We start from the raw sequence: 13,524 nt of genomic DNA, 5'->3' as shown, positions 1-13,524 counted from the left end.
GTCATGTGGACCTTTATCCATAAGTGGGGCTCGCCCAAATGGTTCTACGTAATGAGTGCGAAATTACAACCTTTGTTCTGGATGGTGTCGCTGCTTCTTATCGTGACCGGTACGGTATGGGGATTGGCCTTCGCGCCGGCTGATTATCAGCAAGGCGATAGCTTCAGAATCATTTATGTTCATGTGCCCGCCGCCTTTCTAGCGCAATCGATTTTTGTATCGATGGCTCTGGCGAGCCTGGTTTTCGTGGTCTGGAAGATTAAAGTGGCAGATATGGCCGCGAAAGTCATGGCGCCGCTGGGGGCGGTGATGACGTTTGTGGCCCTGTTCTCCGGCGCGGTGTGGGGCGTACCCACCTGGGGCACTTGGTGGATGTGGGATGCCCGGCTGACCTCGATGTTGATCCTGCTGTTTCTGTTCCTCGGCGTTATTGCTCTGCGCGGCGCCTTTGCCAGCCGCGATAGCGGCTCAAAAGCGGCCTCGGTGCTGGCCATGGTGGGGGTGATCAATATTCCGATTATCAAGTACTCGGTCGACTGGTGGTTTACTCTCCACCAGCCAGCGACCTTTACGCTAACATCACGTCCCGCCATGCCCACGGAAATGTGGCTGCCGCTGCTGGTCATGGTGCTGGGGTTTTACTGCTTTTTTATTGCGCTAACACTGATGCGCACGCGTAACGAAATCCTGCGCCGGGAGATAAACAAGCGCTGGGTAATGGATCTATTCCAGGAGGCGCGCTAATGGCGTTTTCTTCGTTTGCCGCGTTTGTAGCTATGGGCGGGCATGGGCCTTACGTCTGGGCGGCCTGGGGCGTCACGGCGCTTTTGATGATTGCCTGCGTCTGGCATGCCCGCGTTGAGCGCCGCCTGCTGATCCGTATTTTAGCGCGCCGCGCCCGCCGTGAAAAAATGCGTCCGCCCCAGAGTGGCAAGGTCGCGCCGAACCCATTTCAAGCGAGCCAAGCTGATGACACCTAAACGCCGCCAAAAGCTACTGGTCATTCTGGGCTGCCTGGTGCTGGCCGGGCTTGCCGTGGGCCTGACGTTGTATGCCCTGCGCGCTAACATCAATCTGTTCTTCAGCCCTGTACAGATTGCCCAGGGCGATGCGCCTGTCGAGCGCACTATTCGGGCAGGGGGCATGGTAAAAGAGGGCTCGGTTATCCGCGACCCACAAAGCCTGGATGTCGAATTTCAGATTACCGATTATGTGGATGAGCTTGCCGTGGCCTACAGCGGCATATTGCCGGATCTTTTCCGTGAGGGGCAGGGTGTAGTCGTTATAGGCAAGCTCCTGGCCAATGGCCAGTTTATGGCTGACAAAGTGCTTGCCCGCCACGATGAAAACTATATGCCGCCTGAAGTAGCGCAAGCGCTAGAGGAGGCGGGGTACTCGGCCGCTGACTATCAGGCCAAGGCGGCTGAGGTAGGGCAGCGCCTTGAGCTGTAGCTATGCCGCTTGAAGAGCGTTACGAGAAGTTGCCGGCTTAACATGGCCTGCTTAGGGGCCTTGCGCCCTGTTGTCAGTGCCAGGTTGGAGTACAGATGTTAATTAAAATGATTCCCGAGCTTGGCCATTTCGCGTTAATTATCGCCTTGCTGATGGCGGTGGTGCAGACGATCATGCCGCTGGCCGGTGCCACTACGCGAAGGCCGCTGTGGATGGCCTACGGCCACCCCATGGCGGTCGGCCAATTTCTCTTTATCGCGCTTGCCTACCTGTGCTTGACCACAAGCTATGCGGTGGATGATTTCAGCGTGGCCAACGTAGCCAACAACTCCAATTCGCTTTTACCCTGGTACTACAAGCTAAGCGCGGTATGGGGCAATCATGAAGGCTCTGTGCTGCTGTGGAGCCTGATGTTGGCGGGCTGGGGTTATGCGGCCTCGCGTTTTTCCGCTGGTCTGCCACGCGATATGATTGCCCGCGTGCAGGGCATCATGGGCTTTATCAGCGTGGGCTTTCTGCTGTTTATTCTGCTCACCTCCAACCCCTTTGCGCGCCTTTTGCCTAACGTGCCTCACGATGGGGCGGACCTTAACCCGCTGCTTCAGGATGTCGGACTGATTGTGCATCCGCCCATGCTGTATATGGGCTATGTCGGGTTCTCGGTGGTGTTTGCCTTTGCCATAGCGGCCCTGCTGGGTGGTCGCCTGGATGCCGCCTGGACCCGCTGGGCGCGCCCCTGGACCAATATCGCCTGGGCCTTTTTAACCGTGGGAATTGCGCTGGGCAGCTGGTGGGCCTACTACGAGCTTGGCTGGGGCGGCTGGTGGTTCTGGGACCCGGTGGAAAACGCCTCGCTCTTGCCCTGGCTAACTGGTACGGCGCTGATCCACTCGCTGGCCGTCACCGAGAAACGCGGCTCGTTTAAAAGCTGGACTGTGCTGCTTGCCATTTTCACCTTTTCGCTATCGCTGATGGGGACTTTCCTGGTGCGCTCGGGCGTGCTTACCTCTGTGCACGCGTTTGCCAACGATCCTTCTCGCGGGCTTTTTATCCTGGTGCTGCTAGCCATCACCGTCACGCTGTCGCTGGGCATATTTGCCCTGCGCGCGCCCAGGGTAAGTCACCATGTCAGTTTCAGCTGGCTCTCCCGGGATGCGTTGCTGTTGGTTAACAATATTCTGCTGGTCATCATGACCGTGACCATTTTGCTGGGCACGCTTTATCCGCTGATTCTCGATTCGCTGGGGCTTGGCAAGATTAGCGTGGGCCCGCCGTATTTTAATGCCCTGTTTGTACCGCTAACCGTCATCATGTGCATTTTCATGGGGTTGGGGCCGGTAGCTCGCTGGAAGCGCATGGCGCCTCGTGAAGTGATAGGCAAGCTGTGGCTTGCTGGCGGCGCGGCGCTGACGCTTGGGGTTGTTTTACCGCTTATCTATCGAGGGGAGTGGAACCTGTGGGCCTCGCTTGGCATCGTAGCCGCACTCTGGATTGTGCTGCCCATGATGCGTGACCTTGTCGATAAAACCCGCCATGGCACCACGCGCTTAGCCGGTCTGCGCAAGCTCTCGCTGGCCTACTGGGGCATGGTGCTTGGGCATCTGGGGATTGCCGTAACGATTGTGGGCGTCGCGGTGGTATCCAATTACGCCAGCGAGCGGACCGTGCGCATGGCGCCGGGCACAACGGTTGAGATAGCGGGCTACCGGTTCACCATGAACGAGCTTGTCAGTCGCCGTGGGGCCAACTTTATAGCCGATACGGCAGTACTTGACGTGCACAACATCGATTCAGGCCGTCACTTTCAGATGCGCCCAGAAAAGCGTTTTTACCTTGCCACTGGTATGCCCATGACCCAAGTGGCGCTGCGCCCTGGCCTGCTACGGGATCTTTACGTTGCCATGGGGGAAGACTTGAAAGACGGCAGCTGGGCCATGCGCATCCAGTACAAGCCCTTCGTGCGCTGGCTCTGGCTGGGTGGTTTGTTGATGGCGTTGGGCGGCGTACTGGCAATTATTGACAAGCGTTACCGGCGAACCCAGGCAGCCGGCCATGCCCAGCCAGCCAGCCGTCAGCACATCGAAGCACAGGAGGTTACTCCATGAATCGCCGACGGTTGCTGTTACTCCTGCCGTTAGGCTTCTTGTTGGTAGCGTTGTTTTTCTACCAGCGCCTGCAGCATGATCCTTCCGCGCGGGACTCTGCGCTGATGGCGCGGGAGTTTCCGGTGTTCGAAGCTACCACTCTGCGTGATGCGAACCGCCATGTCGACCAGACGCTACTGCAAGATGACGTCACGCTGGTCAACGTGTGGGGCGAATGGTGTCCGGCCTGCAAGCAGGAGATGCCGCAACTGCTTGAGCTGGCGGAGCATGGCATCCGGATGGTGGGGGTCAACTACCGCGATACCCGCGAGAAAGGCATGAGTTTTCTCAACGAGTACGGCGATCCCTTTACCGTCAATATTTTCGACCCTGAAGGAAGCTTGGGCTTTGATCTGGGCGTCTATGGCGCGCCGGAAACCTTTCTGGTCGATGCCGATGGCATTATCCGCTATCACCATAAGGGCTATATCTCGCCTGAAGACGTGACGGAGCGCATTCTTCCGGAGGTGGCCAAATGGCGTTAATCCGCACCCTTACCGTGGCTATCCTGTTCACCCTGACGCTCAGCGCGGTGGCCGGTGGGATTGAGATCCGTGAATTCGATAACCCGGTGCTGGCGCAGCGCTATGATGATCTGACCGCCTCAATGCGCTGCCCGCTATGTGAAAACCAGGCAATTGGCGACTCCGATTCTCCCATATCCGCCGATATGCGTGAGCGGGTGTATCAGTTGCTTCAAGAAGGCCGGGCAGATAGCGAAATTGTTGATCATATGGTGGCGCGTTTTGGCGACTATATCCTCTATAACCCGCGCCTGGAACGCCGCACTTACCTGCTATGGGGCCTGCCCATCGGCTTGGGTGTTATTGGCTGCCTGATCGTCATGCTGATAGTCCGCGCCCGTCGCAACGCCTCCGCCAAGGCCTTGAGCGCTGATGAGCGCGCCCGCCTTAATGCCCTGCTTGAACGCCAGAGGTCATCATGACGCTTTTATGGATTGCCATGGCGCTGCTCATGCTGCCCGCGATTGCCTGCCTGCTGGCTCCGCTGCGCTCGGCACGCACGCTCTATGCCGAGCTGCATGCCTTTGAGGCCAACGATACGGCTGCCGAGCAGAACTTGGCGATTTTTAAGCGCCGCTTAGCCTCGCTCAATGCCGCCTTTGAGCGCGGCGAGATCGATGCCGAGCAGCGGGCCGAAGGGCAGCTGGAGCTGGAGCGCAGCCTTTTGGAAGATACCACTACACATGCCGTGCGCCCGCTGAAATCACCACGTGCCGGGCGGCTGGCCGTGCCGCTCATTGCGCTAGGCGTGACCGCGATCAGCCTGTTCTGGTACATGGAAGAGGGGGCGGAGGGTGACCTTGCTCTGTATAGCGTCCAGCAGGCGCTGCTTGATGACGCTACCGCCACGGCCGTGACCTATATTGCCCGTATTGAGGAACAGGCGATGCTTCAGCCGGATAACCCCAACGTATGGGCGATGCTGTTTCCGCTTTACCGGGATACCGGCCATGAGGCCCAAGCTATCAATGCTCTTGAACGCTTGATCGCCCTTGAAGGACGCCTGCCTGAACTGCTGGCCCAGCTTGCCCAGATCCGCTTTTTCATGGCTGGCCGTGAACTCACCAGGGATGTACAAGACCTGGTCGATGAAACCCTGGTACAAGACCCACGCCAGCCAACGGTGTTAGGCTTGCTCGGCATTCACGCCTTTGATGCCGGCGACTATGAAGCCGCCATTGACCACTGGCGACGGGCGCTGGCCACCATCAATGATCCTCCCATGGCCGAATCATTGCGCGAAGGTATTCGCGCGGCCCAAGAGCGCCTGAAATCGCCAGAAACCGAATTGCCGGATGGGCTTGCCGCTCCTTTGAATGAAGAAAACCGTGAAAACCGCTCTGAAGATAATGCCGCCGAGGTCGTGAGTGATCGTGTATCTGAATAAGTCCCCTGTTCTAAACAACCGCCATGCAGGTCCGGCATGCGTTTAACGTCTATTCGTCTGGTGGGATTCAAGTCGTTTGTCGATCCGGTCACGGTGCCTTTTGATGGCAACATGACGGCCATTGTCGGCCCCAACGGCTGCGGCAAATCCAATATTATTGATGCCGTGCGCTGGGTGATGGGAGAGTCGTCCGCCAAGACTCTGCGCGGTGAATCCATGGCGGATGTCATCTTTAACGGCTCTACCGGGCGTAAGCCGGTAGGCCAGGCATCCATTGAACTCAAGTTCGACAATCGCGACGGCACCATGGGTGGCGTGTACGCCCAGTATGCGGAAATCGTGGTCAAGCGCTTGGTTACCCGTGACGGCCAGTCCAACTACTTCTTCAATGGCCAGAAGTGCCGGCGGCGAGATATCGCCGACCTGTTTATGGGCACCGGCCTTGGTCCGCGCTCTTACGCGATTATCGGCCAGGGCATGATTTCGCGCCTGATTGAAGCCCGTCCGGATGATCTGCGCTCAACGCTTGAAGAGGCGGCTGGCATTTCCAAGTACAAGGAACGCCGCCGCGAAACCGAAAACCGCATGCGGCGTACCCAAGAAAACCTGGAACGCCTGGACGATATTCGCGAGGAGCTTGATAAACAGCTTGAGCGTTTAAAGCGTCAGGCCGAGGCGGCCAAACGCTATCAGGAGTTAAAGCAGCAGGAGTATCGACTGAAAGGCGAGCTTGCCCTGCTGCGTGGGCGCACCCTGCGTGCCGAACAGTCGCTGCAGGAGAGCCGGGTCCGCGAGCTGGAAACCGCCGTTGAGAAAGACGTGTTTGGCGTACGCCAGTGTGAAACCCGCCTGGAGCAGGCCCGCGAGCAGCACGACGAGCTTGCCGAAGTACTTGAGCGCCACCAGCAGCAGTTTTTCGAAACTACCACACGGATTGCAAGGCTCGAGCAGGATCAAGCCCACCGTAAGAGCCGAGACGCCCAACTGGCCAACGATATCGCCACCGCTCGGCGCGAGCTTGACGAGCAGCGCCGGGTCAGCGAAGGCGATCGTGAGCGGCTGGCCACCATTGAAGAGCGCTTTGAGGACTTGTTACCCGAACATGAGGCGCTGGAAGAGCAGCTGGAAACGCTAGAGCAGGCGCTGGCTGATGCCACGCCTGCCATGGAAGCTGCTGAACAGCAGTGGTCGGAGGCGGAAAACCGCTGGCGGGACTCAAGCCGCGAAGCCGAGCGAAGTCAGGATCAGCTGCGCGATCTGGAACAGCGCATCCAACGCCTGCAAGCTGAGGGGCAACGACGGCGCCAGCAGCGCGGCGATTTGGCTGACCTGACAGCGCTACGTGAAGAGCATGGCCAGTTTCAGGCCCAGCTGGCAGAGGCCGAAGAGTGTTCGCAAGCATTCCAGCTGGCTCGTGAACAGTGGCAGCAGCAATACAGCGATGCCAAAAATGCTTACCAGCAGGCCACGCGCAGCCGCGATGAACGGCGCGCCGGGTTGAGCCAGCGCCAGGGCGAGCTAGCCTCGCTTCAGGCATTGATCGACGCCGCACTTGCCGACCACGATCCACAAAGCGAAGCGACCCTTGCCGCCCATGGCTTGAGCAGTGCGCCTCGTCTGGGGGAAACGCTGAGCGTTACGCCCGGCTGGGAAACGGTCATTTCCTGGCTGCTGGCGCCTTGGCTGAATGCGCGCCTGGTGGAAACCCACCAGCTTGCCGCACTGCCGGAGGCGCTGGCGACCGACTGGTGCCTGATCGATCAGAAAGCGCCCGCCGTATCAACCAGTGGCCAGCGCCTGGACTCACTGGTAAACGGCGCTGGTGCCTTGGGCGAGTGGTTAGCAAGTATTCACTACGTTGAGTCCGGCGCGGAGGCTGAACAACTGGCACCCAACCTCGCGCCGGGGGAAAGTGTGGTCAGCCGGGATGGTGTCTGGCTAGGACGCGGCTGGTTGCACCAGCAGGCCAACGGCCAGGGCGTTGATGGGTTGCTGTTGACCCGCCGCCGGTTTAACGAGCTTGACGCTCAGCGCGAGCAGGATGAACAGGCGCTAGCCCTGGTAGAAGAGCAGTGCGAAACAGCCAGCGAAGTGATTGAAACGCTTGAAATTGCCCGTGAGCAGCAGGCAGAGCAGGAGCGCACCCACGCGGCCCGCCTTCAGCAGTTGGCGATCAAAGAGCGCAGCGCCGCCCAGAAGCTGGAGCATCTTGAAAGCCGAGCCACCGAGCTTGACGCCGAGCTTAGCCAGCTACAAGAGGACGAGGCGGAGTTAACACTTACTTTAGAAGAGCAGCGTGCCCGCTGGCATATCGCCATGGAAACGCTGGAAGCGGCTTCAGAAGCACGAGAAGTTGCCACCGAACTACGCAGCGGCTTGCGCGAACAGCGCGAGCAGTTGAGCCGAGAACATGCCCCGTTAAAGACTCAGCAGCAGACGCTGGCGCTGGAGCGCGAGCGGTTAACCGCCGAGCGCGATAGCCTGCGCTCCCAGCAGTCGCGTTCAAGCGACAGCGAAGAGCGCTTGACGCTGCGCATCGCCGAATTGGAAGAGGCCCGAGAAACGTTGCTGGAGCCAGACGAACTGGCTGGCGAAGAGCTGGAAGAGTTGCTGCATCAGCGCGAGCAGCAGGAGCGTCGGCTTAACGAAACCCGCCAGCAGGCCCAATCGCTTGCCGAACAGCTGCGCAACGACGAGCTGGCCCGCCAGCAGCACGAACGCAACCTTGAACAGAGCCGCGAGCAGCTTCAGCAGCGGCGTATGGATGTTCAGGCGCTGGCCCTAAAAGCGGCTACCCAAGACGAGCAGCTGGCCGAACTCGGCCACGACGCCGAGGTCCTAGCCGAAACCTTACAAAGCGATGCCAGCGAACAAGTCTGGCAGGAACGGCTGGAAAGCACGGGCGAGAAGATCCGTCGTTTGGGGGCGATCAATCTGGCGGCTATTGAGGAGTACGATCAGCAGGCCGAACGGCGTAATTACCTGGAAGCCCAGCATGCCGAGCTTACCGAGGCGCTGGAAACCCTGGAACGGGCCATCAAGCGTATTGATCAGGAGACGCGGATACGTTTCCGTGAAACCTTTGATCAGGTAAATAGCGGGTTACAGGAACTCTTTCCCCGTGTGTTTGGCGGCGGGGCGGCCTGGCTGACATTAACCGGTGATGATTTGCTTGAAACCGGTGTGGCCATTATGGCGCGCCCGCCCGGCAAGAAGAACAGTACCATCCATCTGCTCTCCGGTGGTGAGAAAGCCCTTACCGCGCTGTCGCTGGTATTTTCTATCTTCCAGCTCAACCCTGCGCCATTCTGTATGCTCGATGAAGTCGATGCGCCGCTGGATGACGCCAACGTGGGCCGCTACGCCAAGCTGGTTAAAGAGATGTCGGAAAACGTGCAGTTCATCTATATCACCCACAACAAGATTGCCATGGAAGCCGCCGAGCGCCTGATGGGGGTCACCATGCAGGAACCCGGCGTTTCACGCCTGGTATCAGTGGGTATTGATGAAGCGGCGGCGCTGGTGGACTAAGTCTCCGTTTAGCCTTCACCCAGTTCGCGCATCACCGCATACAGCTTGGATTTGGCTTCAAAGCCCACGCCGGGAATATCGGGCAGGCCGACGTAGCCATTCTCCACCTGAATGCCGTCGGCAAAGCCACCAAACGGCTGGAACACGTCAGGGTAGGATTCATTACCGCCCAGATGCAGGCCTGCCGCGATATTCAGCGACATCTGGTGACCGCCGTGGGGTACGACACGGCGTGATGACCAGCCGAGCTCATCCATCACCTTGAGCGTGCGCATATACTCCACCAGTCCATAGGAGAGCGCGCAATCGAACTGCACGAAGTCGCGGTCGGCGCGCATGCCTCCATGGCGCAGCAAGTTGCGGGCATCCTGATGGGAAAACAGATTTTCCCCGGTGGCCATGGGCAGCTCATAGTGATTGGCAAGTTCCGCCTGAAGTGCATAATCCAGTGGGTCACCGGCTTCTTCGTACCAGAACAGATTGTACGGTTTAAGCGCCTCGGCGTAGGCAATGGCCGTTTCCAGATCAAAGCGCCCGTTGGCATCTACCGCCAGACGGCTGCCATCGCCCACCACCTCAAGCACGGCTTCTATGCGTCGGATATCCTCATCAAGCGAGGCGGCGCCAATCTTCATCTTGACCACGTTATAGCCACGCTCCAGGTAGCTACGCATTTCATCCTGCAGCTTGGTGTGGTCCTTGCCGGGATAGTAGTAACCGCCAGCTGCATAGACCCAGACCTTATCGTCGGCCTGGCCGTTACGGTAGCGTTCGGCAAGCAGTCGGTAGAGCGGCTTGCCTTCAATTTTGGCCACCGCATCCCAAACCGCCATGTCGATGGTGCCTACCGCGACCGAGCGTTCGCCATGACCGCCGGGCTTTTCGTTTTTCATCAGGGTATCCCAGATGGCAAACGGGTCCAGGTTGTCGCGGTCTTGATCGATCAACGTATCGGGATTTGCTTCGCTAATCCTGTCCAGAAAGCGGTCACGCATCAGCGCACCCTGGCCATAGCGTCCGTTGGAGTTAAACCCGTAGCCAATCACCGGCTTGCCGTTGCGGATCACATCGGTCACCACGGCGACGACCGAGCAGGTCATCTTGGAAAAATCTATATAGGCGTTGGCAATGGGCGAGGCGATTGAAACGGTCTTTTCACGAATGTCTACAATGCGCATGGGGGCTCCCTGAGTGATTAGGCAGTGGTTAAGTGCTTACCCTAAGCGTGACAAGCGTGGCTGCCCAATGCTATTACTTCGCCACCCCATGCAAAAACGGCATTGCCCAATGGAACTCGTCTGGCTTGAAGACTTTACCGCGCTTGCCGAACACGGCAGCTTTGTTCGCGCCGCTGCCGCCCGGCATATTACCCAGCCCGCGTTTAGTCGGCGCATTCGTGCGCTTGAACAATGGATGGGTGTGAGCCTTTTCATGCGTACGCCCCAAGGCACTACCCTGACCGAAGCCGGCAAGCATATTCAGGCCAGCGCCGTGGATGCGGTAGGGCGACTTTATCGGCTGCGTGCCGAGGCTCAGGAAATTGACGGCAAGGTAGCCAAGACCCTTCAGTTTGCTGCTACTCACTCGCTTTCCTTCACGTTTTTTCCCCGCTGGGTGCGTACGCTGGAACAGGGCGCACCCATGGAAGCTGTACGGCTTCATTCAGATACCATGGCCGCCTGCGAGCAGTTGCTGCTGCATGGTGATAGCCAGTTTCTAATCAGCCACCGCCATGTGGCGGTCCCGACCCGGCTCTCGCCCGATCAGTTTGAAAGCCTCAAAGTAGGTGAGGACACGCTGATCCCATTGGTGGGTTGCGAGCTTGCTGGTACCCACACGTTGGAAGCGATGCCGTATCTTGCCTATACCGATGCCTCAGGGTTGGGCCGTGTTGTCAGCCACTGGCTTCGCGAAAATGCGCCGTCTACCCAACGGATACCCCACTTTAGCAGCCATTTGGCGGCCGTGTTGATGTCCATGGCACTTGAAAATAAGGGTCTTGCCTGGATACCTAAAAGTCTGGCAGAACAAGAAATTGCTGAGGGAAGGTTAGTGCGTGGGTTAAGTGAGCAGTGGGACATACCGTTAGAAATTCATCTGACGCGACCACGGGTACTGGCGAGCGCCTTTGCTGACAGCTTTTGGCAAAAGCTTGCTAGTTGATAATTACATAATGATACAAACATTAACAAATTAAATCATATTAACAAAAAAATGTGTAAAAAGGCTCAACTTATCTATATTGACCATTATAAAATTGTGGTTAGTGCTATGGTACAGACTTAGTGTTAAACGCTATTAAACAGCTGCTGGTATTATATACAGCATTAGGAGTTCCAGCTTTAAGCTGAAACTTATTAAATGTTTAAGTAAACATGCTAAGTGTAAAAATAATTGCTCTTATCAGTATTAAAATGAAAATATACGGCACTATTATCGGCAGTTAGAGTCGAAAAACTGCGTTAAAACGTTAGAAAATCGGCCATAACCTGAAAAATGGTAAAAAAAGGCCTTTTTATAGCAACCGCGCTATGTTTGGTGATAATGATCTATCATCTAGAAGGTTTCCATCTTCAGGCATGGTGCCTTGGCAACCGGTAAGACGACCCATGGAATGTTCGACATGGAACTAAGAGAGTGGTTAATCATTTTAGGTCTGGCGCTGGTATCGCTCATCGTAGTTGATGGTGTTCGGCGACTTCAGCGTCAGCGACGTGTACCCCGCCTGGACCAAGCGGTTAAAGATCTTCCCGAAGCGAAGCTTACCGAACTTGATGATGAGGCCAAAGAAGCAGAAATCAATTGGGAGCTGCCTAACGGTGGAGCGCGGGTCGTGAAGCCTGCCGACTATAGTGGGTTGGGTAAAAAGCCCAAGTTGGAGCGCCAAGAGCACCCGGGGGCTTCTCGCGTGCTGTCTGAATTTCGGCGTACTTTTGCCAAGGCCGCGCCAAAGCGTAAAGCACCTGTTGAGCAGGCACCCGTTGCCCAGGCACAGCCCCAGCAAGCTGCCCCGGCTTATCCATCAACGACCGCTACTCCCAAGCCTAGCGTCAGGCCAGCTCCAATGGTTGAACAAGAGCGTCGAGAGCCAAGCTTCTCTCTAGCTGATGAACCCGCGAGCACCCCTGAGGTTAAAGCGCCCGCCGCTTCCCAAGACCGTATGCAACAGCCCGATATTGACCAGCCAGACATTGAGCAAGTAAGCATTGAGCAGCCGCGTACTGAGCAGGCAAGTGCAGCGCCTCAAACTACCACCCAAGGTGAACAGGCTATTGTTGAGCCGTCTATCTCCCTATCCTCTGCCGATGAAGCGCCTGCGGCGGTGCATAAGGAGAGTCACGTTGAGACTGTCGCTACCCGCAAGGAAGCCGATCCTGTCCTGCGTGCCGAACCCGAAGATGCAGTATTTGCCAAGCAGGATTCACCCAAGCGTCGCCAGCTTCGTGAAGATACGGCCGGTGAGTATGATGAGCTGGATGACGATGCGGTAGATGAATATCGTCTGGTCGATTTTGAAGGCATGGGTCGCTCGTTAAAACGCCGCCTGATTATTCGGCGTAAAGAGAAAGCACGTAAAAAAGCTGAAAAAGCCCAACGCGCCGAAGCGCAGGCCAAGCTGAAAGCCGAGCGCAAGGCGCTTGAAGCCGAGCAGCGTCGGGAAGCGAAAGAAGCCGCCGAAGCAGAAAAGGCCCGCCTGGCTCAAGAGCAGGCAGAAGCTCGCGAAGCCGCTGCTCTTGCTGCCGAAGCCCAGCGCGCAGCTGCAGCACGTTACGAATCTGCCCAGCCTGAGTATCGCTATGATGAGCCTGCCTACGCGGATGATCCGTACGTCGACGATGCCTATGCCGATGGCGCCTACGATGAAGCACCTGTCAGCAGCGCGCGGGATTCGGTAGTACGTGCACATCCAACGCTTGAAAAGGCGCTGCGTCATGATGTGCCTGGTGAGCATGCCAAGGAAACCCTTTCCAACGCTGACGAAGTTATCGTTATCAGCGTGCTTTCCCGGGACCCAGAAGGCTTTGACGGCAGTAAACTCCTGGATCTGATCATGGCCTGTGGGCTGCGTTATAGCCGCCCGATGGGGGTTTTCCATCGCTTTGAAACCGAGAACGCAGACAGCGAACTGCAGTTCTCGATGATCAACGTGGTCAAGCCGGGCACCTTCCCCATTGAAGAGATGGACGAATTTGCAACGCCAGGGGTTACCTTCCTGATGCCATTGCCGGGAGCGGTCGATAGCTCTGCAGCTTTTGAAGCCATGGTGGAAACGGCCATGGTGGTTGTGCGCCATATGGGCGGCGAGCTGAAAGATGAAAACCGCAGCGTCATGACGGCCCAGACCATTGAGTTTGCCCGCCAGAGAGTGCATGATTTTGAGCGTCGCCACCGTCTGCATCGTCATATGCACGCGCACTAAATAGCGCTTGCGGACAAACACCCGCCTTCTCGCAGAGGGCGGGTGTTTTTGTTCAAAGACACCCTT

Annotated in this window: 11 protein-coding genes; 10 read left to right on the top strand and 1 reads right to left on the bottom strand. The window is 57.5% G+C overall.

What is annotated here, in order from left to right:
• Positions 1–3: 3 nt before the first annotated feature.
• From ELY38_RS01965 to smc, 8 genes are all read left to right on the top strand, one after another.
• Positions 4–744 (top strand): heme ABC transporter permease, encoded by a 741-nt coding sequence (locus ELY38_RS01965; protein WP_127059834.1) that lies wholly within the window; start codon positions 4–6, stop codon positions 742–744.
• A complete protein-coding gene (ccmD, locus tag ELY38_RS01960; RefSeq protein WP_127059833.1) occupies positions 744–980 on the top strand; it encodes a heme exporter protein CcmD in 237 nt (78 codons plus the stop codon). The genes ELY38_RS01965 and ccmD overlap by 1 nt, the downstream gene beginning before the upstream one ends.
• Complete coding sequence (ccmE, locus tag ELY38_RS01955) at positions 970–1,452, top strand: cytochrome c maturation protein CcmE (RefSeq protein ID WP_127059832.1); 483 nt, start codon at positions 970–972, stop codon at positions 1,450–1,452. The genes ccmD and ccmE overlap by 11 nt, the downstream gene beginning before the upstream one ends.
• 95 nt (positions 1,453–1,547) lie before the next feature.
• Positions 1,548–3,557 (top strand): heme lyase CcmF/NrfE family subunit, encoded by a 2,010-nt coding sequence (locus ELY38_RS01950; protein ID WP_127059831.1) that lies wholly within the window; start codon positions 1,548–1,550, stop codon positions 3,555–3,557.
• Entirely contained in the window at positions 3,554–4,081 is a 528-nt protein-coding gene (locus ELY38_RS01945; protein WP_127059830.1) for a DsbE family thiol:disulfide interchange protein, read from the top strand. Before ELY38_RS01950 ends, ELY38_RS01945 begins: the two co-directional genes overlap by 4 nt.
• On the top strand, positions 4,072–4,542 hold the full coding sequence (locus ELY38_RS01940; protein WP_127059829.1) for a cytochrome c-type biogenesis protein: 471 nt from the start codon (positions 4,072–4,074) through the stop codon (positions 4,540–4,542). Before ELY38_RS01945 ends, ELY38_RS01940 begins: the two co-directional genes overlap by 10 nt.
• A complete protein-coding gene (ccmI, locus tag ELY38_RS01935) occupies positions 4,539–5,507 on the top strand; it encodes a c-type cytochrome biogenesis protein CcmI (RefSeq protein WP_127059828.1) in 969 nt (322 codons plus the stop codon). Before ELY38_RS01940 ends, ccmI begins: the two co-directional genes overlap by 4 nt.
• 36 nt (positions 5,508–5,543) lie before the next feature.
• Entirely contained in the window at positions 5,544–9,038 is a 3,495-nt protein-coding gene (smc, locus tag ELY38_RS01930; protein ID WP_127059827.1) for a chromosome segregation protein SMC, read from the top strand.
• A gap of 8 nt (positions 9,039–9,046) precedes the next feature.
• Here smc and ELY38_RS01925 read toward each other — a convergent pair whose 3' ends face one another.
• Entirely contained in the window at positions 9,047–10,216 is a 1,170-nt protein-coding gene (locus ELY38_RS01925) for a mandelate racemase/muconate lactonizing enzyme family protein (RefSeq protein WP_127059826.1), read from the bottom strand.
• Between the two features lie 109 nt (positions 10,217–10,325).
• On the opposite strand from ELY38_RS01925, the gene ELY38_RS01920 reads away from it, so the two are divergent.
• Complete coding sequence (locus tag ELY38_RS01920) at positions 10,326–11,201, top strand: LysR family transcriptional regulator (protein WP_127059825.1); 876 nt, start codon at positions 10,326–10,328, stop codon at positions 11,199–11,201.
• A gap of 460 nt (positions 11,202–11,661) precedes the next feature.
• The gene (gene zipA / locus ELY38_RS01915; protein ID WP_127059824.1) at positions 11,662–13,458 is read left to right on the top strand and encodes a cell division protein ZipA; all 1,797 of its coding nucleotides are present in this window, start codon (positions 11,662–11,664) and stop codon (positions 13,456–13,458) included.
• Positions 13,459–13,524 lie beyond the last annotated feature (66 nt).

It is taken from the genome of Vreelandella nanhaiensis (assembly GCF_003990185.1).
Lineage (GTDB): Bacteria > Pseudomonadota > Gammaproteobacteria > Pseudomonadales > Halomonadaceae > Vreelandella > Vreelandella nanhaiensis.
The sequence above is the reverse complement of the archived record's forward strand: the minus strand, read 5'-3'. Positions and strand labels throughout refer to the sequence as shown.

Bases quoted from the DNA above. Each gene is read 5' to 3' on its own strand.
- ccmI (WP_127059828.1), top strand. From the start codon at position 4,539: ATGACGCTTTTATGGATTGCCATGGCGCTGCTCATGCTGCCCGCGATT.
- ELY38_RS01925 (WP_127059826.1), bottom strand. From the start codon at position 10,216: ATGCGCATTGTAGACATTCGTGAAAAGACCGTTTCAATCGCCTCGCCC.
- ELY38_RS01965 (WP_127059834.1), top strand. From the start codon at position 4: ATGTGGACCTTTATCCATAAGTGGGGCTCGCCCAAATGGTTCTACGTA.
- smc (WP_127059827.1), top strand. From the start codon at position 5,544: ATGCGTTTAACGTCTATTCGTCTGGTGGGATTCAAGTCGTTTGTCGAT.
- ELY38_RS01940 (WP_127059829.1), top strand. From the start codon at position 4,072: ATGGCGTTAATCCGCACCCTTACCGTGGCTATCCTGTTCACCCTGACG.
- ccmD (WP_127059833.1), top strand. From the start codon at position 744: ATGGCGTTTTCTTCGTTTGCCGCGTTTGTAGCTATGGGCGGGCATGGG.
- ELY38_RS01950 (WP_127059831.1), top strand. From the start codon at position 1,548: ATGTTAATTAAAATGATTCCCGAGCTTGGCCATTTCGCGTTAATTATC.
- ccmE (WP_127059832.1), top strand. From the start codon at position 970: ATGACACCTAAACGCCGCCAAAAGCTACTGGTCATTCTGGGCTGCCTG.
- ELY38_RS01945 (WP_127059830.1), top strand. From the start codon at position 3,554: ATGAATCGCCGACGGTTGCTGTTACTCCTGCCGTTAGGCTTCTTGTTG.
- ELY38_RS01920 (WP_127059825.1), top strand. From the start codon at position 10,326: ATGGAACTCGTCTGGCTTGAAGACTTTACCGCGCTTGCCGAACACGGC.
- zipA (WP_127059824.1), top strand. From the start codon at position 11,662: ATGGAACTAAGAGAGTGGTTAATCATTTTAGGTCTGGCGCTGGTATCG.